The organism is Nocardia sp. CA-128927, assembly GCF_050955855.1.
Classification (GTDB): domain Bacteria; phylum Actinomycetota; class Actinomycetes; order Mycobacteriales; family Mycobacteriaceae; genus Nocardia.
In genome coordinates this window covers 1,549,489-1,569,276 of sequence record NZ_CP192087.1, presented here as the reverse complement: position 1 = coordinate 1,569,276, position 19,788 = coordinate 1,549,489, and the positions used below count along the sequence as shown (strand labels likewise).

16 protein-coding genes are annotated in these 19,788 nt (G+C 68.1%); 7 read left to right on the top strand and 9 right to left on the bottom strand.

What is annotated here, in order from left to right; translation table 11 throughout:
• Nucleotides 1–41: 41 nt before the first annotated feature.
• Together ACQPW1_RS07290 and ACQPW1_RS07285 are read right to left on the bottom strand one after the other, a co-directional pair.
• Nucleotides 42–1,088 carry a hypothetical protein gene (locus tag ACQPW1_RS07290; protein ID WP_433661964.1) on the bottom strand — a complete coding sequence of 349 codons (1,047 nt, stop codon included), beginning with the start codon at nt 1,086–1,088 and terminating at the stop codon, nt 42–44.
• A complete protein-coding gene (locus ACQPW1_RS07285) occupies nt 1,085–2,098 on the bottom strand; it encodes a hypothetical protein (protein WP_433661963.1) in 1,014 nt (337 codons plus the stop codon). Before ACQPW1_RS07285 ends, ACQPW1_RS07290 begins: the two co-directional genes overlap by 4 nt.
• Nucleotides 2,099–2,334: 236 nt before the next feature.
• Between ACQPW1_RS07285 and icmF the strand changes: the two genes are divergently transcribed.
• Together icmF and ACQPW1_RS07275 are read left to right on the top strand one after the other, a co-directional pair.
• Nucleotides 2,335–5,553: a fused isobutyryl-CoA mutase/GTPase IcmF gene (gene icmF / locus ACQPW1_RS07280; RefSeq protein WP_433661962.1), complete on the top strand. Its 3,219-nt coding sequence runs from the start codon at nt 2,335–2,337 to the stop codon at nt 5,551–5,553.
• A gap of 113 nt (nt 5,554–5,666) precedes the next feature.
• Nucleotides 5,667–6,749 carry an amidohydrolase family protein gene (locus ACQPW1_RS07275; protein WP_433661961.1) on the top strand — a complete coding sequence of 361 codons (1,083 nt, stop codon included), beginning with the start codon at nt 5,667–5,669 and terminating at the stop codon, nt 6,747–6,749.
• 14 nt (nt 6,750–6,763) lie between these two features.
• On the opposite strand, the gene ACQPW1_RS07270 is transcribed toward ACQPW1_RS07275, so the two are convergent.
• Nucleotides 6,764–7,420: a TetR/AcrR family transcriptional regulator gene (locus tag ACQPW1_RS07270; protein WP_433661960.1), complete on the bottom strand. Its 657-nt coding sequence runs from the start codon at nt 7,418–7,420 to the stop codon at nt 6,764–6,766.
• 161 nt (nt 7,421–7,581) lie between these two features.
• Between ACQPW1_RS07270 and ACQPW1_RS07265 the strand changes: the two genes are divergently transcribed.
• The gene (locus ACQPW1_RS07265) at nt 7,582–9,075 is read left to right on the top strand and encodes a flavin-containing monooxygenase (protein ID WP_433661959.1); all 1,494 of its coding nucleotides are present in this window, start codon (nt 7,582–7,584) and stop codon (nt 9,073–9,075) included.
• A 41-nt stretch (nt 9,076–9,116) separates the two neighbouring features.
• Nucleotides 9,117–9,524, top strand: coding sequence for a DUF3224 domain-containing protein (locus ACQPW1_RS07260; RefSeq protein ID WP_433661958.1), 408 nt, complete (start codon nt 9,117–9,119; stop codon nt 9,522–9,524).
• Here ACQPW1_RS07260 and ACQPW1_RS07255 read toward each other — a convergent pair.
• From ACQPW1_RS07255 to ACQPW1_RS07245, 3 genes are all read right to left on the bottom strand, one after another.
• Complete coding sequence (locus ACQPW1_RS07255; RefSeq protein ID WP_433661957.1) at nt 9,509–10,330, bottom strand: helical backbone metal receptor; 822 nt, start codon at nt 10,328–10,330, stop codon at nt 9,509–9,511. The genes ACQPW1_RS07260 and ACQPW1_RS07255 overlap by 16 nt on opposite strands.
• A 221-nt stretch (nt 10,331–10,551) precedes the next feature.
• Nucleotides 10,552–11,319: an SWIM zinc finger family protein gene (locus tag ACQPW1_RS07250; RefSeq protein ID WP_433661956.1), complete on the bottom strand. Its 768-nt coding sequence runs from the start codon at nt 11,317–11,319 to the stop codon at nt 10,552–10,554.
• Nucleotides 11,316–14,114: a DEAD/DEAH box helicase gene (locus tag ACQPW1_RS07245; protein WP_433661955.1), complete on the bottom strand. Its 2,799-nt coding sequence runs from the start codon at nt 14,112–14,114 to the stop codon at nt 11,316–11,318. Before ACQPW1_RS07245 ends, ACQPW1_RS07250 begins: the two co-directional genes overlap by 4 nt.
• A 115-nt stretch (nt 14,115–14,229) precedes the next feature.
• On the opposite strand from ACQPW1_RS07245, the gene ACQPW1_RS07240 reads away from it, so the two are divergent.
• Nucleotides 14,230–14,592, top strand: a complete 363-nt coding sequence (locus ACQPW1_RS07240; protein ID WP_379286355.1) for a hypothetical protein — start codon at nt 14,230–14,232, stop codon at nt 14,590–14,592.
• A gap of 80 nt (nt 14,593–14,672) precedes the next feature.
• Complete coding sequence (locus tag ACQPW1_RS07235; protein WP_433661954.1) at nt 14,673–15,371, top strand: HNH endonuclease family protein; 699 nt, start codon at nt 14,673–14,675, stop codon at nt 15,369–15,371.
• A 49-nt stretch (nt 15,372–15,420) separates the two neighbouring features.
• Here ACQPW1_RS07235 and ACQPW1_RS07230 read toward each other — a convergent pair whose 3' ends face one another.
• Together ACQPW1_RS07230 and ACQPW1_RS07225 are read right to left on the bottom strand one after the other, a co-directional pair.
• The gene (locus ACQPW1_RS07230; RefSeq protein ID WP_433661953.1) at nt 15,421–15,747 is read right to left on the bottom strand and encodes a TetR-like C-terminal domain-containing protein; all 327 of its coding nucleotides are present in this window, start codon (nt 15,745–15,747) and stop codon (nt 15,421–15,423) included.
• 71 nt (nt 15,748–15,818) lie between these two features.
• On the bottom strand, nt 15,819–16,637 hold the full coding sequence (locus ACQPW1_RS07225; protein WP_433661952.1) for a sulfurtransferase: 819 nt from the start codon (nt 16,635–16,637) through the stop codon (nt 15,819–15,821).
• Nucleotides 16,638–16,875: 238 nt separating this feature from the next.
• Between ACQPW1_RS07225 and ACQPW1_RS07220 the strand changes: the two genes are divergently transcribed.
• Nucleotides 16,876–18,105 carry a benzoate/H(+) symporter BenE family transporter gene (locus ACQPW1_RS07220; protein ID WP_433661951.1) on the top strand — a complete coding sequence of 410 codons (1,230 nt, stop codon included), beginning with the start codon at nt 16,876–16,878 and terminating at the stop codon, nt 18,103–18,105.
• Between the two features lie 233 nt (nt 18,106–18,338).
• On the opposite strand, the gene ACQPW1_RS07215 is transcribed toward ACQPW1_RS07220, so the two are convergent.
• Nucleotides 18,339–19,745, bottom strand: coding sequence for a uracil-xanthine permease family protein (locus tag ACQPW1_RS07215; protein ID WP_433661950.1), 1,407 nt, complete (start codon nt 19,743–19,745; stop codon nt 18,339–18,341).
• Nucleotides 19,746–19,788 lie beyond the last annotated feature (43 nt).

Genomic DNA, 19,788 nt, shown 5'->3' with positions numbered 1-19,788 from the left:
CCTCCTCCTACGTTCGGCCACGCGTGCCGTTCGGCTCCGTGTCATTTCCGTACACCGCCAGGCGAATTCGCGCCGCGCAGTGCCGCGCGCTTTGCCAGCACCCGGCTCGGCACGCGAACGCCCTCCACCGTGGCGGCAAGGACGAAGATCCCCGGCAGTAGATAGAAGAAGCCGAGTCCGCGAAATGCGCCGAAACCGAGCGGGCGGGTCGATTCGTTCAGCGCGACAACGGCATCGAAGTTGCGGACGTTGTCGTTCATCGCACCGATCAGCGCGGCGAAGCGGGACGTCATCGGCTGCCAACGGGTTTCGAGCGTGCTGATGCCGGTGAGGTCGGCCTCCGGATGCGCGGTGCGCACGGCCGCGGTGTAGCGGCTGTTGAGTTCACCGTCGGCCGCGACCAGAGTGACGAAGTAGCCCTGTAGTTTTCGGACCTCGTCGTGGGTGAGGATCGGGCGTAGGTCGTCGATCAGCGGTTGCGCCGCGGGCGAAGCCGGGAACAACCCACCGAGCAGTGGCACGGCGATCAGCCCGAGCGCCGCGAGCCCCGCGGCCGTGCGCCAGACCAGCGCCTGCTTGCCTTCCTGCGCACGCCGGTAACCCAGCACCCCGGCACCGACCAGAATCACGCCGGGCAGCGCGAACAACCACGGCAGGGTGCCGAAAGGCGGTACCTCAGCCAGCTTTTCGTAGTTCTGCCGGTTGTCATCGATCGCGCCGATCATCCCCGACATGTGGTAGTTGATCTCCGGGTAATCGCGGACGAACTGGTCGACCCGGTCGAAGCTGCCCGGCTGCTGTCCGTTCTTCTGCAGCGTGAGGACGTTCGTCCGGGCGTCGTCGAGCACCTGCAGATCGTGGCGGTAGCCGTCGATGCTCGACCGCGTCATGTACGGCTCGAACGCGTCGATCATCGCCTCCCCCTTGACCGCCCGCGGAAACATGCCGGTGACGATCGGCGCGAGGACCAGGAGCGCGCCGATCGCGATGATCAGCACGAACGGCCACCGCTTCAACGGCCGCGGCGGCGCGGGCTCGGGGTTCGAGACGAACTCCGAATAGGTGGGCAGCCCCGACACTGCTGTCACTGCCGTTGCCGACGGACGATCCGGTCCGCGTTGAAGAACACACCGGCGGCCGCGACCGCGACGACGAGCAGCGTCGGCACCACCCACGCCGGGGTGTGCCGGCCACGCGGGACCTCGACCGTCTTGGAGGCGAGCACCGGATCGGTGCGCGCCGACTGGTTTTGCGCCACCGGCACGGCGGCGGGCGCGGGTGCCGCCGGAGCACCCGGCGCGGGTGCCGCCGGAGCAGGAGCCGCCGGAGCGGGAGCGCCTGGCGCGGGAGCAGCCGGAGCCGCCGCGGGAGCAGCGGGCGGGGCCGCGATCGGCGCGGCCGCCGGGGCGGCCTGCGGAACGCTGCCGCCGCGGTACTGACCGGCCAGATGCCACAACCCGGTGAAGTTGTTGAACGGACCGCCGACGATCTGGCTCGTCCACTCGATCACGAAGTTGCCCGAGCCGTCGATGGTGCCGCGCACGGGACTGGTCTTGCCGGGCAGCCCACCACCCGGTTTCGGCGCACCCTGGTTGAACACCTGGTTGTTCCAGGTGACCCCGAGGCTGCTCAGGTCGCCGGACAGCTGCCCGCCGTCGGAGTACACCTCGGGCACGCCGGTGCCGCCGCCGGTCTGCGGATCGGTGGGGTTGGTCGCGGTGGCGAAATCGACGCCGTAGAAGCGCACGGGCGTAGTGACCCGGCCCGACTGCGCGTTGCCCGCGCCATCGAAGGCGGCGGCGGGCTGCGGCTGGTAACTGCCGCTGACCAGGCCGCCGTCGCTGCCCGCGGACAGCGTGGTCACCGTCTGATCGCTGCAGGCCGAGTCGCTGTTGGCCAGGTAGGGACCGCCCGCGTCACCGGTCGGCAGGATCATCCGGAAGAAGCTGCCGGTCACCGCGCCACCCGAGCAGACGCCGGGCGACAATGCGAACAGGCCGTTCAGCGGCGCGGGTTCGGCGTGCGCGAACGGCGCCGCGAACATCGACAGGCCGAGGGCGGCTACCGCGGCGGTGAGCCGATAAGAGTTCCGTCCCATGGATCGTCCTTTTGGTGGATTTGTGCGGATGGATTTCGGATTTAGGGCATCGCGTCCCATCGGAACTCGAGCCTGGACCGGTTGTCGCCATTTGCATTCACGGTGAGCGGAACCCAGGTGGCCGGCTTTCCTGAATTGACCGGGCGTGTTCGTCCTGGCGCTGTGATGGGCATCACCGTAGGATTAGTTTGACGTCCTAGTATCGGGCGCCAACTGGATATCGCCGGAGGAATATCGTGGCCGACAACAGCGCGCTGCACACGCCGACCAACCCCGTTCGTTTCGTGACCTCCGCGGCACTATTCGACGGACACGACGCGGCGATCAACATCATGCGGCGGATCCTGCAGGCGCAGGGCGCCGAGGTGATTCACCTCGGTCACAATCGCGCGGTCAGCGAAGTGGTCGACGCAGTACTCACCGAAGACGCTCAGGGCGTTGCGGTCAGTTCATATCAGGGCGGCCATGTCGAGTACTTCGAATATCTGGCCGACGCGCTGAAAAAGGCCGGGGCGGACCATGTTCGGATATTCGGCGGTGGCGGCGGTGTCATCGTCGCCGAGGAAATCGCGCGGCTCGCCGAATCCGGCGTGACCATCTTCTCCCCCGAGGACGGCCAGCGACTCGGCTTGCCCGGCATGATCAATCAGCTGTTTCGCGCCTGCGACGTCGACCTCGCCACCGAACCGCCGGTGCTGGAGGCAGTTCTCGCCGGTGAACGCCCCGCACTCGCCCGCGCCATCACCTGCATTCAGCAGGACGCATTGTCCGACAACGACCGGCAGGCCTTGGCGCAGGCGGCCGCTGCGCGGACGGTGCCGGTGCTCGGCATCACCGGCACCGGCGGCTCCGGAAAGTCCTCGCTCACCGACGAATTGGTGCGCAGGCTGCGCTCCGACCAGCAGGACAAGCTGCGCGTGGCGATTCTCGCGGTGGATCCGACCCGGCGCCGCGGCGGCGGTGCGCTGCTCGGCGACCGCATCCGGATGAACGCCCTCGACGGCCACCACATCCTCTTCCGTTCGCTGGCCACCAGGGGCGGGCGCGAACTGCCGAACAATATCGAGCTGATCGTGACCGCCTGCAAGGCAGCGGGTTACGACCTGGTGATCCTGGAGACGCCGGGCATCGGCCAGGGCGACGCCGCCGTCACCGACCATGTCGACGTGTCGATGTATGTGATGACACCGGAATTCGGCGCCGCCTCCCAGCTGGAGAAGATCGACATGCTGGATTTCGCGGATGTGGTAGCGATCAACAAGTTCGAGCGCCGCGGTGCCGCCGACGCGCTGCGCGATGTGTCGCGCCAGCTGATCCGCAATCGGGAGGATTTCACCGCGGCACCGGAGGGCATGCCCGTATTCGGCACGAGCGCCGCGACTTTCAACGACGACGGGGTCACCGCGCTGTATCAGCACCTGGCCGGGCTGCTGTCCGAACGCGGCCTGCGGCTGGAGCAGGGCGCGCTGCCCCGGGTGAACACCCGTGCGTCGACCCGATTCGCCCAGATCATTCCGCCCGCGCGGGTGCGCTACCTGGCCGAGATCGCCGAGACGGTGCGCGACTACCACGCGGCGACGGCCGCGCAAATCGTTGCCGCACAGCGGGTACAACGCGTCGAGCAGGTGGCCGCGGAACTGCCGGACGAGCAAGCCGTCGCCGAGCTGACCACGAAGGCCCGCGCCGAGCTGACCGCCGAGAATGCCGCGCTGCTCGCCGAATGGCCCGCACTCGCCGAGTCCTACCGTGGTGACGAGCAGGTGGTGCGGGTCCGCGATCGGGAGATCCGCACCCCGCTGCGCCGGGAGACGCTGTCCGGCAACTCGATTCCACGGGTCGCACTCCCCCGGTTCACCGATCACGGTGAGCTGCTTCGTTTCCTGCGCGCGGAGAACCTGCCGGGCCGCTTCCCGTTCACCGCGGGCGTCTTCCCGTTCAAGCGGGACAACGAGGACCCGGCCAGGATGTTCGCCGGTGAGGGCGACCCATTCCGCACCAACCGGCGATTCAAGGTGCTCAGCGAATATGCCGACGCGAAAAGGCTGTCCACCGCGTTTGACTCCGTGACGCTCTACGGCCACGATCCCGCCGAACGCCCCGATATCTACGGCAAGGTCGGCACCTCGGGTGTTTCGATCGCCTCGCTCGACGACATGAAGGCGCTCTATGACGGTTTCGACCTGACTTCGCCGACCACCTCGGTGTCGATGACCATCAACGGTCCGGCCCCCACGATCCTGGCCTATTTCCTGATCACCGCGATAGACCAAGCGCTGGAACGTTTCTCGGCCACCGAGGGCAGGGCACCTACTGACGACGAGGCCGCCGATATCAGGGCGAAGACCTTGGCGACGGTGCGCGGCACCGTGCAGGCCGACATCCTCAAGGAGGATCAGGGCCAGAACACCTGCATCTTCTCCACCGAATTCAGCCTGCGCATGATGGCCGATATCCAGGAATGGTTCGTGCGCAACGGCGTTCGCAACTTCTACTCGGTCTCGATTTCCGGCTATCACATCGCCGAGGCCGGTGCGAACCCGATCAGCCAGCTGGCCTTCACCCTCAGCAACGGATTCACCTATGTGGAGGCCTATCTCGCGCGCGGCATGCGGATCGACGACTTCGCGCCGAACCTGTCCTTCTTCTTCTCCAACGGCATGGACCCCGAGTACTCGGTGATCGGCCGGGTCGCCCGGCGCATCTGGGCGGTCGCCATGCGAGATCGCTACGGCGCCAACGATCGTTCGCAGAAGCTGAAGTACCACGTGCAGACCTCCGGTCGCTCGCTGCACGCACAGGAGATGAGCTTCAACGACATTCGCACCACGCTGCAGGCGCTCATCGCCATCTACGACAACTGCAACAGCCTGCACACCAACGCCTACGACGAGGCGGTGACCACCCCCACCGAGGAATCGGTGCGCCGTGCGCTGGCCATCCAGCTGATCATCAACCGCGAGTGGGGCGTGGCGATGAACGAAAACCCGTTGCAGGGCAGCTTTCTCATCGACGAACTCACCGACCTGGTGGAGGCGGCGGTGCTGGCCGAGTTCGACCGGATCAGCGAACGCGGCGGCGTGCTCGGCGCGATGGAGACCGGATATCAGCGCGGCAAGATCCAGGACGAGTCGATGCGCTACGAACACCGCAAGCACGACGGGTCGCTGCCCATCATCGGCGTCAACACCTTCCGCAACCCGCACGGCGAACCGCAGCACGACATCGAATTGGCCCGCGGCACCGAGACGGAAAAGCAGTCCCAACTGAGCCGGGTCCGCGAATTCCAGCACCGGCACCGCGATGCCGCGCACGATGCCCTCGCCCGCCTCGAAGCCGTCGCCCGCACCGACGACAACATCTTCGAGGTGCTGATGGACGCCGCCCGGGTGTGCACCCTGCAGCAGATCACCGACACCTTCTTCACCGTCGGCGGCCAATACCGCCGCAACGTGTGACAGCTCGCTGCCGATCTGTGCCGAAACCGTGACTGGCCGATTCCGAACGAACAGCACGGTTGCCGTGTGACAATCGCCGGGTCAAGGCCATCGGCGCGGTTGGGACGGCAGACATGGATCTATCGGGTCTTCGGATCATCGACGCACACATCAATCAGTGGGATCCGTTCACCACACCCCGGGTATTCAGCCAGACGGCGAAGTTGCTCCGAATACTGCCGCTCCCGATCGATCTGGCCAAACGGGTGGCACCGCGTCGGGATCGCGAATTCACCGGGGACCCCACGGCTTACTCCCGGCCGTACCTGCCCGCGGACTATCGCGCGGATGCCGGTGACGAGCCGATCGACACGATCGTGCACATCGAGGTCGGCTGGGTCGGCAAGGACGCGCTGGCCGAGGCCGACGAGACGGCGTGGGTGGCCCGATTGCCGTTCGGCGGCGACAATCCCGAGCTCGGCGCGATCCTCGGCTGCGCGGATCCCGCGGCACCCGACTTCGCCGCGCTGCTCGATGCGCACCTCGCCGCTGCACCGTTGCTGCGCGGCATCCGCTCGCACGCGGCCCATCATCCCGATCCGGATGTCCGGCCGTACACCGACCACGCGGGCGCGCTGGCCACCAAGGAGTTCCTGAACGGCTTCGGGCAGCTGGCCGAGCGTGACCTCTCCTTCGAGGCCTGGGTGTACTCGCATGCCCTCCCCGATGTGACGGCGCTCGCCGAGCGTTATCCGGAGGTGCCGATCGTGCTCAACCATCTCGCCACTCCCGCAGGCATTTTCGGGCCCGTCGGCAAGCACACCGGAACCAACCCGAGCCTGCGCCGCGAGCTGTTCATCCGCTGGCGCGACGACCTGTCCGCACTCGCCGAACAACCGAACGTGGTCGCGAAGGTGAGCGGGCTGATGATGCCGGTCCTCGGCCATCCGGTGCCGCCGCGCGGTACCGCCACTCCGGTTCCGTTGCTGGTGGACCGGATTCACCCGCTCATCGAACACGCCCTCGACGTGTTCGGCGCGGACCGCCTGATCTGGGGCTCGAACTTCCCGGTGGACAAACCGATTACCACCATCGCCGGCAGCATCGAGGCGGTCGCCACCGCGGTCACCGGACACGGTGGCGGGCAGCCGGAGCTCGAGCACATCTTCCGGACTACCGCCCGACGCGTGTACCGGATCGACAACGCGATCGCTTGACGGGCCGAAACCCGTTATCCCGCAGGGGAAATGATCTCCGGCGGCAGGTACTGGGTGCCGAGCAGCGCGCCGAGTCGGCAGGTGTGCTCGATGATCCGGGTGCCGTCGATGTCCATCGCGCCGGTGCGGCACGCGGTGAGCAGTTCGATGAAGCCGCCGATGCCCGCGAGGGTGCTCATCCGGAACTCGAGTTCGTCGGTCTCCGGGCGCAGGTACGGCCGCGAGGTGACGACGAGCAGGTCGGTGGCGTCGGTGAGCATCGTCTTGCGGCGCTGCTCCAGCACGGCGCTGCCCGCGTGGTCGGCCAGCAGGATGCGGGCGCGCCCGTTGTCGTCGGATTGCAGTCGCACCGCGCGGGTCACCGCCGCGCGCAGGATCTCCAGCGGCGGTTGCGCGACGTGATCGGTGAAAATCGCGGCCAGCTCAGCCAGCACGTCGGTGCAGACCGCGTCCCAGGCGGCACCCAGCAGTTGGTCGCGGTCGGCGAAGTGCTCGTAGAAGTAGCGGTCGTTGAGCGCGGTGCGCTGGCAGACACCGCGCATCGTTACGGCCGCCCAGCCGTTCTCGATCCACATGTCCAGGGCCGCATCGATCAGCCGCGCGCGGCGTTCGGCGCGGCGTTCCTCGGTGGTGCGCCCGCCCCAGGTCCGGGCCGGTACACGCAGGCTCATGGTTGACAAAGTACCCCACCACGCGCCTAATTGGTGGCATGTGCGGCCAATTACCGATTGGCGGCGCTCAGCACCGGGCCGACTCCGCCGTCTTCGCCGCGGACACGGCCCATGACGCACGGGCGGTGGCGCGATGAAGCGCACCGGATACGGGAGGTGGCATGAGCAGCAACGGGATCGACCATGAGGTGATCATCGTCGGCGCCGGGTTCTCCGGAATCGGCGCCGCGATCAAGTTGCAGGAGGCCGGATTCGACGATTTCCTCATCGTCGACGAGGCCGACGGTGTCGGCGGCACCTGGCACTGGAACACCTATCCCGGTATCGCCGTGGACATTCCGTCGTTCAGCTACCAGTTCTCCTTCGAGCAGCGCGCCAGCTGGTCCCGGACGTACGCGCCGGGCCGGGAATTGAAGGCGTACGCCGAATCGTGCGTGGACAAGTACCAGCTGCGGCCGCGAATTCGGTTCGATACCAACATCACCGAGGCCGAGTTCGACGAGGACGGCTGCCGCTGGCGGCTGCACACGTCCGACGGTGGCGAGTTGACGGCCCGCTTCGTCATCAGCGCCACCGGGGTGCTCACCCGGCCCAAGCTGCCGGAGATCCCGGGCGTCGAGGACTTCACCGGGGTCACCATGCACACCTCGCGCTGGGACCATCAGCAGGACCTGCGCGGCAAGCGGGTCGCCATCATCGGCACGGGAGCGTCTGCGGTGCAGGTGATTCCGGAGACCGCGCCCGAGGTCGAGCAGCTCGTCGTCTTCCAGCGCACGCCGATCTGGTGCCTGCCCCGGCTGGATCTGCCGCTGCCCAAGCCGGTGCAGTGGGCGCTGCGGATACCCGGCGCACGGTCGCTGACCCGGCTGATCAGCCAGACCTACGTCGAGATCACCTTCCCGATCGCCGCGCACTATCACACGAGTCTGCCGACCGCCGCGCTCGGCGAGCGGGCAGGCCACGCACATCTGCGCAGTCAGGTGCACGATCCGGTGGTCCGCGAAAAGCTCACGCCTCGTTACGCTTTGGGCTGCAAACGGCCGAGCTTCTCGAACGACTACCTGGCCACCTTCAACCGCGACAATGTCGTGCTGGAGACCGATCCGATCGAGCAGATCACCAGCACCGGCGTGCGCACCGCCAGCGGCACCGAATACCCGGTCGACGTACTGGTGCTGGCGACCGGCTTCAAGGTGATGGAATCCGGCAACATGCCGACCTACCACCTGCGCGGCATCGGCGGGCTCGATCTGGAGAAGTGGTGGGACGAGAACCGGCTGCAAGCCTATGAGGGCGTGAGCGTCCCCGGATTCCCCAACTTCTTCTCGATCATCGGCCCCTACGGCTACAACGGCTCGTCCTACTTCGCCCTGATCGAGAACCAGACCAGGCACATCCTGCGCTGCCTGCGGCACGCCCGCGCGGGCAACGCGACGGTGGTCGAGGTGACCCGCGAGGCCAACGACCGCTTCTTCAAGGAGATGCTCGACCGCCGCGGCGGCCAGGTGTTCTGGCAGGACAGCTGCGCCGTGTCCAACAGCTACTACTTCGACAAGCACGGCGACGTGCCGCTGCGGCCGTCGACCACGGTCGAAGCCGCCTGGCGCAGTGGGCACTTCGACCTGACCGACTACCGGTTCGCGACGTCGGCGTAGCAGCGGCGAAGGTGTCGGTGCGCGTCGTTACGATCCGGCGCATGAAAGCTATCGGCACCTTCTCCGTCGTCTCGTTCGTTCCTACCGAAGTAGTTCCTGACCCGCCCATCGACACCGCGCTGCCGGTCGGCGTCGCACACATCGTGAAGGAGTTCGACGGCGACATCACCGGGCGTTCGGCGACCCTGTTCACCGCGGCGTTCGACCAGGCCACCGGGAACGGCACCTACGTCGCGATGGAGTCGTTCGAGGGCGCGCTGAACGGTAACGCGGGCAGCTTCAACTTCGCCCATTCGGCGACCACCTCGGGCAGCGACCGCGCCGCCGAGTTCTTCGTCATCGTCCCGGCCAGCGGGACCGGTGCCCTGGCCGGCATCACCGGCACCGGCGGCCTCAGCGTGGACGAGGACGGTGGCCACCACATGTGGTTCGACTACGAGCTCGGCTGAGCTCCACCGGGGAAAGCCGCCGCCAGCTGCTGGGTGAGGGTTTGCCGGGCGGTGGCCAAGGACGGGCCGTACCAGGTGAGGCTGCGGCCCTCGACCAGCGCGACCGGCGTTCCCGGAAAGGCTTCGGGGCCATCGGTTCTGGTGAACACGTAGGGCTCGTCAGGTAGGACGGCAAGGTCGATTCCGGTGGTCAGTTCGGGGTCGGTGAGGCGGGGATAACGGTCCTGGCGGTCGGCGTGCACGAGGCGTAAGCCGAGGCGGCTGGCCAGGTCGCCGGTGAAGGTGTTGCGGCCCACCACCATCCACGGGTTGCGCCAGATGGGGATCACCGCGTTGCGCGGCGGCGTGGGCGGTGGTGGCGCCCAGACTGATTCGGCCTCGGTGAGCCAAGGCGGGATGGCGGTACTCAGGGCGACGGTGAACAGCCGCGCCAGCGAGGCGAGCGCGTCGTCCACGGTTTCGATTCTGGTGACCCACACCGGAATTCCGGCCGCGCGGAGGCGGTCGACATCGATGCGACGGTTCTCCTCCATGTTGCACAACACCAGATCGGGCGCGAGTTCGATGATGCGGCGCACGTTGGGGTTCTTGGTGCCGCGCACCCGCTCGACACCGAGATCGGCCGGATGCGTGCACCAGTCGGTTGCGGCGATCAGCACGTCGGGACGGGTCGCGGCGACGGCCTCGGTCAACGAGGGCACCAGCGACGCCACCCGCCGCGGTGGCCGCGCGAGCAGGACAGCGGCGCCCAGATCATCGCTGCTGGTCGACGGGCCGGATTCCGGCCATGCACGCTCGCCTGCCACGGCTACCAGCCTAGGCAGGGGCCGGGGCACTGCCCGAAGTGCGGTGCAAGGGCAGCGGCTGGGCAACCCTCGGGCAGTTCCGGGGCGGGTTCGGTGCGCGCAGACTGAGTAAGGCATCCGGTGTCGGGAAGTCCCGGTCCCTGTGTCACCGGACCTGATCCCGCCCCGAAAAGTCCGGTGGCATACCGCAAGCCCCGACGCCGGATGCTTACCAAGCTCGATCAGCCCTCGAACATGCGATACAGCGCGGTGAGATCGCGCAGCCCCGCCGCGGCGATCGGCTCTTCGGCCGAGGTCATCCGCAACGCCTTGCGCAGCAGCAACGGGTCCAGGTCGTCCGGGGCCGGGCGGAAGTCGATCTTCGGCAGGTTCGGCAGCTGGGCGTCGTTCCCGTAGGGATCGTCGGAGTCGGTGGTCTGCAGGTCGCGTTCGATGCCGCCGATGAGGGTGTCCAGGTCGAGGCCGCGCAGCGCGAGGATCTCGCGGGGGCGTTCATCGAGCCGTTCGGCGAGCAGGTAGCAGACCGCGGCCACATGTTTGCACGGCCAGCCCGGGTCGGGGCAGGTACAGGTGAAATCCAGGTCGGCGGCGGTGGTCGGCAGCAGCAGCGGACCGAGCGCGGTCGGCAGCGCACCGGACGCGATCTCGGCGAGCATGCCCGGCGCGTCGCGGATCGTCTCGATGAGTAGCTCGAGTTCCTCCTCGCGCAGCGGCCGCACGGTGAACACCGCGGTGAACGGACGAGGTTGGCTGCCCTGCACCTCCGCGGTCACCGAGCCGGGCTCGATCCGGTAGCTGACCACCTGCCCGGCCCGCGCATAGGTGCGGCCCCGCGACATGCGCCCGCCATCGGCCATCTGCTCGACCGCCTCGATCAGCGCCCGGCCCCACCAGGTGCGCCCGAAACCGCCACGGCGACTGCGTGCCTCGACCCCGCCGCGCACCGGGCGGCGCTTGCCGTACTCGTTGTAGTCGATGTAGGGACTCATTCGCCGACCGCCTCCGCCCCGAGCATGAACAGCTCACGCAGGTCGTCGGTGCTCATCTCGGTGATCCAGTTCTCCCCCGCGCCGACGGCCAGATCGGCGAGTTGCCTTTTGCCGTTGATCATTTCGTCGATCCGCTCTTCGATGGTGTCGACGCAGACCAGCTTGCGCACCTGGACGTTGCGCACCTGCCCGATCCGGTACGCGCGGTCGGTGGCCTGGTTCTCCACCGCCGGATTCCACCAACGATCCAGGTGCACCACATGATTGGCCGCGGTGAGGTTCAGCCCGGTGCCACCGGCCTTGAGCGACAACAACATCAGCGGCGGGCCGTCCGGCTCCTGGAACCGGGTGACCATGGTGTCGCGCCGCTGCTTGGATACGCCGCCGTGCAGGAACGGGATCTCCGTGCCGAAGCGCTCGACCAGGTAGGGCGCGATGAGGTCGCCGAACTCGCGGAACTGGGTGAACAGCAACGCTTTCTCGCCGTCCGCGAGCACCGCGTCGAGCACGTCCTCCACCAGCGCGAGCTTGCCGGAGCGGTGGCTACCGCGGTGCAACACAGTGGAGCCGTCGCCGAGGAAGTGCGCCGGATGGTTGCACACCTGTTTGAGCCTGGTCAGCGCGCTGAGCACGGCGCCCTTGCGCGCCATGCCTTTCGCGTCCTTGATCTTGGCCAGCATGTCGTCGACCACCGCCTGGTACAGCGCGGCCTGCTCGACGGTCAGGTTCGCCCGCACCGTCATCTCCAGCTTGTCGGGCAGATCGGTGATCACGGCGGGGTCGGTCTTCACCCGGCGCAGCACGAACGGCTGGGTGATCATCCGCAGCCTGCTGATCGCGTTCTCGTCCCGCTCGCGTTCGATCGGCACAGCGAAGCGGGCGCGGAAGGTCTGCGGACTGCCGAGCACCTTCGGCACCGCGAAATCCATGATCGAGCGCAGCTCTTCCAGGCGGTTCTCCACCGGAGTTCCGGTGAGCGCCAACCGATGTCGCGCGGGCAGGCTGCGGGCCGCGCGCGACTGCCTGGTGCCTGCGTTCTTGATGTGCTGCGCCTCGTCGAGCACGATCCGGTCCCACGACTGCCGCTTCAGCTCATCGAGGTCTCGAGCGAGCAGCGAGTACGTCGTGATCACCAGATCCGCCTCGGCCACCGCCGAATCCAGCTCCGCGCCCGAGCGCCTGCCCACCCCGTGGTGCACCCACACGCGCAGGTCCGGCGCGAAACGCTCGGTCTCGCGCTGCCAGTTGCCGACCACCGACATCGGGCACACCAGCAAGGTGGGGCCGTCGGAGACACTTGCAGCCTCGCGCTCATGCACCATCAACGCGAGCACCTGAATGGTCTTGCCGAGACCCATGTCGTCGGCCAGGATCGCGCCGAAACCCATGCGGCTCATGGTCGCCAGCCAGGCGAGGCCGCGTTCCTGGTAGGGCCGCAGCTGCGCCTTCAGGCCGATCGGCGGGGTGATCGGCTCGAGTTCGCGGGTGCGGTCCAGGATGTCGGCGGCCCAGCCGGTGGCGGTGACCTCGGTGACCGGCACCTGTTCGATGCGACCGCCAGCGAGTTCGCCGATCAGGTCGGCGAAGGTGATCTCGGAGGTGTCGGTGTGCGCGGCGACGTAGCGGGCGGCCGCGGCCAGCACCTTGTGGTCGGCCTGCACCCAGTCGCCGCGCAGCTGGACCAGATCGGATTTGCTGCTGACCAGACGCTCCATCTCGGCCTTGGTCAGGATGGTGTCGCCGAGGGCGAGTTCCCAGCGGTAGGAGACGAGTCCCGGCATGCCGACGGTGCTTTCGGCGGCGGGCACCGCGCTCTCCACCCGCAGCCGCATGGTCGGCGCGCTGACGTTCCAGGCGCGCGGCAACAGCAGGCGCACGCCGGCGGCCTGTAGCGCGTGCGCGCCGTGCTCGACCAGGTCGACGACGACCTCGGTCGGCAGCAGCAGGTCCATCGAGCGCGGATCGCTTGGTAGGTCACGCAGCCGCGGGTACGCCCGCTGCGCTTCGCCGAGCTTCTCCACGGCGACCCGCAGCAAGTTCGGATCAGTGTGCAGCAGAACGGGATTCGGTGCCTCACCGTCGACGCGCAGGCAGACCTCCAGCCGCCACAGCGCCACCGATTCGTCGGCGGTGCCGAGCTCGCCGTCCGGCTCGAGTAGACGCAGCACCAACTCCGGCTCGTCACCGGTCAGCGTGGCTCGCCAGTGCTCCAGCGTCTCGGCGACCCGGTAGCTGCCCGCGTCTAGGGGGATATCGCGGACGAGGGCGTCCACCAGCGGATGCTCGGAGTCCGGCGGGTCGATCAGCGCGCGTGCGATCGGGTCGGTGAGCTCGGTGACCAGGTCGTCCAGCAACGCATTCGGCCGCCCCGCCACCTGCAACGCGGCGGGCATCGCGACGGCCAGTTCGGCCAGCCACGCGCGCTGCCGCTCGCCGCCGACCAGTCGCCAGCGCGCCCACCACTGCCCGTCGGCTCGGCGCAGTTCCGGCACGATCCGACCGGCCCGCACCCAGCGTTCGACACCGTGCGCCACATGGGCGAGAAAGCGCAGGTCACCCGACACCGCCTCGGCCGGAAGTCGCTGCCGCAGTGCCACGGCGGCGGCCGCCGGGGCCATCGCGTGCGCGCGCACCTGCTCGGTCTCCTTGCCGTCCGGACCGATGATCAGCACGTCTGCCCGGTGCCGGAATTTCGACGCGCTCAATACGCCGCCCAACGGGTCGGGCAGCATGGTGAGGGGTGAGTCGTGCCAGAGCAGCAACCCGGATCCCGGCGACCACAGACCGTGCAGCATCAACCCATCCAAGCAGGTGGGTCCGACAGCGCGCCGAGCGCCGCGATCCCGCTTTTCTGGATTTCTGCGCCCGGGCGGAACATACTTGAATATCCGCTGGTCAACGGAGGCAATCATGACGATTCTGCTCCAAGTTCTCGAGCAGAGCTTCACGCCGACGACGCCGTGGGAACGGCGCAAATTCACCTTCATCAACGCCGAGAAGATCGTCGGCATGCGGCTCGACGGTCAATCCGGTGTGTGGCTGGACCTGTCCCGCCCCGGTGAATCACAGCGCCTGGCCCGAACCCTGGACTCGCACGACGCCATCGCCTTCCTGCTCGCCACCTTCGCCAAGCTCGCCGAGTGCGAGGAGCGCGGCGGCTCGTGGCTGATCGGGCACGACGGCGCGAACGCCGAGTCGATTTCGGCCACCCGGTTCCCACCGAGGGCAAGCGAGGTCGCCGACGACGACCTGCTCGCGCGGGCCTGGTTGTGAGGGTTGTGTCGCCGCTCTGCTGACAACTGCTCGTGCTTCAGGTTCCACGAATGTCGGTCCACCCGTGTATCTCTGGCGTCATGGACATTCGGCGTTGGTTCGTCGGCGCGCTCGTCGCGCTGTGCGCCGTCGGGTGCGGCCAGTTCGGTGTTGCCCCGGTGGCGCCCGCGCCCGGTAGTCCGACCAGCGTCGAGTTGGAGCGGCTGCTGGCCGAGGTGCAGGTGGTTCCGGATCGACCGCATCCCGGCGGTTACGAGCGTAGGTGCAAGCCGGGGCAGGGCTGTGTGTTCGGGCCCGCCTGGACCGATGACAATGACGGGCCCGGCGGGCACGATGGCTGCGATACCCGCAACAACGTGCTGGCCAAGCAGCTCGCCGAGGTGAGCTTCCGGCCGGGGACGCGTGACTGTGTCGTCGTCGGGGGCACGTTGAACGACCCCTACACCGGCAAGCAGATCCCGTTCAAGAAGGCCGACGCCAACGACGTCCAGATCGACCACGTGTACCCGCTGGCCGCCGCCTGGGACCTGGGCGCCGCCGCCTGGCCGCCCGAACGCCGCATCCGCTTCGCCAACGACCTCGACTTCAACCTGCTCGCCACCGACGGCCGCACCAACGAGGCCAAGGGCGACAAGACCCCTGCCGTATGGCTGCCACCCGCACGCGCGAACCACTGCTTCTATGCGGGCAAGTACCTCACCGTTGCCGTGCAATACGAGCTGTCGGTGAGCGAAGCGGACAGCAGGGCGTTGCAGGGTGTGGCGCGTACGTGCCCCTGAGCATCGGCGAACTGGACCTGCTGTCGAAATTGTTTACTGCCAAGGGAATTCAACTCCGATCTCGCATTGTCGCCGAACCCGTGGCAGCGGCGAGATGTGCGGTGATCAGCGTTTCGAGCAGTACGTCGAGGTCCGGCCAGGGAAAGCTCGGCCGGTCCTGACGCAAAGTGATCAGGCCGTGCATCGCGGCCCAGAGGCAGGTGGCTGTGGCGGTGGGATCCGCGCTGCCACAGGCCTCGGCGGCAGCCACGAGCCGACGGAAGACCGGCAGGCCGGGCAGCTGGGCATCGGTCGGCTCCCAGCCGGGCGTACCCGCCGTGCCGAACAGCACTCGGTAGTGGCCGCCGCCGACCTGGCGCCCGATGCCAGCGTTCACATCCTCCCGCCCGGCCGGTCATTGCTCCGCTGAGCCACCGCACGAGCGGGTCGGATCCGGTGCCCTGGCGATCAGCTTCCGGTCGCGACCGGTCGCTTCGGATCGTTCGACCACTGCGACCACGAGCCCGGGTAGAGCGCCGCGTCGATACCGACGACGGCGAGGGCCGCGACCTGGTGGGCCGCGGTGACGCCGGAGCCGCAGTAGACCGCGACCGGTTCGGCGGTGAATCCGGCGAAGCGGTCGCGCAGTTCGGCCGGGGCGCGGAAGCGTCCGCTGGCGTCGAGGTTTTCCGCGGTGGGGGCGCTGATGGCGCCGGGGATGTGGCCTGCGCGCGGATCAATCGGCTCGATCTCGCCGCGGTAGCGCTCGCCCGCGCGGGCGTCGAGGAGGACGCCGCGCCAGCGGGCGGCCGCGTCGGCGTCGATGACCTGCAGGTGGCCGGGGCTCAGCGCGACATCGCCGGGTTCCGGGTCGGGCTCGGTGCCGGTGGCGAGTTCGCCGCCCGCGTTCGTCCAGCCGGGCAGTCCGCCGTCGAGGATCCGCACGTCGGCGATGCCTGCCCAGCGCAGCAGCCACCAGGCGCGGGCGGCCGCCATGCCGCCGGTCGCGTCGTAGACGACCACCGGATCGTCGTTGCGGATGCCCCAGCTGCGCGCGCACTTCTCCAGCTGCGCGATGTCCGGCAGCGGGTGCCTGCCGCGGGTGGGCGACGGCGGGGCGGACAGCTCGGTTTCCATGTCGACGAACACCGCGCCGGGGACGTGACCGTCCAGATAGTGTTGCGGCCCGTCCGGGTCACCCAGCGACCATCGGACGTCCAGCAGGCGAACCCGCTTGTCCGACAACGCTTCCCGAAGCTCTACCGGTGAGATCAGTACCGCGCTCAACACAGCTCCTAGTCCAGTAATCGCACCCTCGCGCACCGAATACCCATCAGACTACGCATTTGAACAGGGCAATGTGGCTGCACCCCAGCGCTACTCGCCGGTAAGTGGGGCAATGCGGACGATCGGACCACCGGCGGGTCGTGCGGATCGCCCTGGTCACGGGCGGTGCACCAATTCGGTCCAGTTTCGGCCGACTGGCACGTGACGGACCAGTCCAGTTGCGGGCAGGATCGCCACAATGTCGAACGTTTCCCCAGCTACCGCGGCGCCCGAGCAGGACCACGGGCCGGAATCCACCGTCGCCCCCGAGGTCGGACTCGCGCAGCCGCTCGGTGCCGGCGTTGTCACCGCATTGGTGGGTTTCACCAGCGCGTTCGCCGTCGTGCTCAGTGGGCTCAATGCGGTCGGCGCGAATGCGGCGCAGGCGGCGTCGGGGCTGCTCGCGGTGTGCGTGACGCAGGCGGTCGGCATGCTGCTGCTCAGCTACAAGTATCGGATGCCGATCACGCTGGCCTGGTCCACGCCCGGCGCGGCGCTGCTAGCGAGCACCGGCGCGGTGGTCGGCGGCTGGCCCGCCGCGGTCGGCGCGTTCGCGATCGCCGGGGTGTTGATCGTGATCACCGGCCTGTGGCAGCGGCTCGGGAACCTAGTAGCCGCGATTCCGGTGGAGATCGCGCAGGCCATGCTGGCCGGGGTGCTGCTGCCGCTGTGCCTGGCCCCGGTGAAGGCGGTGCAGTCCAGTCCGGCGGTGGTGATTCCGGTGATCCTGGTGTGGCTGGTGCTGCAGCGGGTGGCCAAGCGCTGGGCGGTGATCGCGGCATTCGTCACGGCGGCGGTCGGCTCCGGCATCAGTATCGCGGTGCAGCACAAGCATCTCGACTTCGCCGCGATGGTGCCTTCGGTGGAACTGACACTGCCGCACTGGAATTGGCAGGCGATCATCGGCGTCGCGATACCGCTCTACATCGTCACCATGGCGTCGCAGAACATTCCGGGCACCGCGGTCATGAAATCCTTTGGCTACCAGGTCCCCTGGCGCGCGGCGATGACCGTTACCGGCATCGGCACCATCCTCGGCGCCCCCGCGGGCGGCCACGCCATCAACCTGGCCGCGATCAGTGCCGCCCTCTCCGCGGCCCCCTCGGCCCACCCCGACCCGAAGAAACGCTGGATCGCCACCTTCACCTCCGGCATCGGCTACCTGGTGCTCGCCCTCGGCTCCGCGGCCCTGGTCACGCTCATCGCCACCGCACCCAAAGGCATACTGGAAACCGTTGCGGGCCTTGCCCTCCTAGCCACCCTGGCCGCCGCCCTGACCGGTGCGCTCAGCTCCGAGAAGCACCGCGAAGCAGGCATCGTGACGTTCCTGATCGCCGCCTCCGGCGTAGGTTTCCTCGGCATCGGCGCCGCCTTCTGGGCGCTCATCGCGGGCCTGATCGTCCGCAAGGTACTGACGGCCCGAGACTGACGGAACCCCCAAACCTGTTGCGGCCAGCCGGTCAACGTCACGACTTCGCATACCTCGTTGATCTCTCGCACAGCAATCGACTGTCTATCGGATGCGCGAGGAAGCAAGCAGGTGTGCGAAGTCCGAACACAAGCGGGCCCGGCCCATGAGGCGCGAATGCTCGGCGAGTGGCACACGGTGGCGGCAAACGTCGAGAGCGGTCCGCCGTGGTGTGCCACTCGCGGTGCGGCCGGTCAGGCGGGAGCCGGACTTGCTGGGGCGGGGATGTCGCTGTGGCCTGTTGATTCGGCGGCAGTCGACTCCTCTGCGAGTTTCGGAGTGGAGTCGCCTCGGGCGAATGTGCCCAGCCTGGTGTGGTTGAAGACCATGTTCAGCGTGAAAGCTGTTATCGCGCCCAGGGTTATGCCGCTGGTGAGGAGGATCTGAGCGGCGTCGGGGAAGTGGACGAACATGTCCTTCGCCATGACCGGCAGTAGGCCGACGCCGACGGCGGTGGCGACGATGGTGGCGTTCACGCGGTCGCCGAGGTCGGCTTTGCGCAGGGTGTCGACGCCGACGATGGCGATCGTGGCGAACAGCACCAGTCCGACGCCGCCGACCACCGGCTCGGGGACCGCCGCGACGAACGCGCCGAAGCGCGGCAGCACACCGAGCACCACCAGGATCGCCCCGCTGGTGGCGGTGACGTAGCGGCTGTAGACCCGAGTCGCGGCGACGGCGCCGACATTCTGGTTGAAGATCGTGTCGACGAACGCGGTGAACACCCCGCCGAGCACGCCGGACAGCCCGTCACCGACCAGGCCACGCGCCAAATCGCCCTTGCTGATCGGCTTTCCGGTGATCTCGCTGATCGCCAGCATGCTCGCCGTCGATTCGGCGAACACGACCGCCATCACCACACTCATCGCGACCACCCCGGTGATCGGGAACTCCGGCGCGCCGAAATGGAACGGCTTCGGCAGGCCGACCCAGTCGGTCCCGGCGATGCCGTCGGTATCGATCAAACCCATCGGGATGGCGATGACAATGCCGACCACCAGGCCGATCAGCACCCCGAGCTGGGAAACCATGCCCCGGCCGAGGCACATGAATCCGACGGCGATCACGAAGACGACGGCGGCGAGACCGATATGGGACGGCGCGGCGAAGTCGGCCGCCTTCGAGTCGGTGCCGATGATCAGCCCGCCCGCCACCCCGATCAGCGAGACGCCGACCACGGTGAGCACGGTCCCGGTGACCAGCGGCGGAAAGAACCGCACCAGGCGGGCGAACGGCAACGCCAGCGCGACGCCGACCACACCGCCGATCATCATCGAGCCGTAGACCGCCGGGAGCCCGTACTCCTTGGCGATCAGGATCATGGGATCGAGCCCGATGAAGGTGGCCCCGCAGATAATCGGTAGCCGCGCACCGGCGAGCTTCCCGATCCCTAGGCTCTGCACCAGCGTGATCACCCCGGCGATCAGCAGGTCCGCGCTGATCAGCAGGCCGATGGTGGCCCGGTCGAGCCCCGCGGCCGCCCCGAACACCAGCGGCACCGTGATGCACCCGGTGTACATGATCAGCACGTGCTGGATGCCGAAGGTGAGCTGCCGCCCGAACGGCAACCTGGTATCGACGAGATGCGCAGTCTCTGCCATACCTACAGAACTAGTCGGTCTTCTTTACATCGAGCCCCCACAA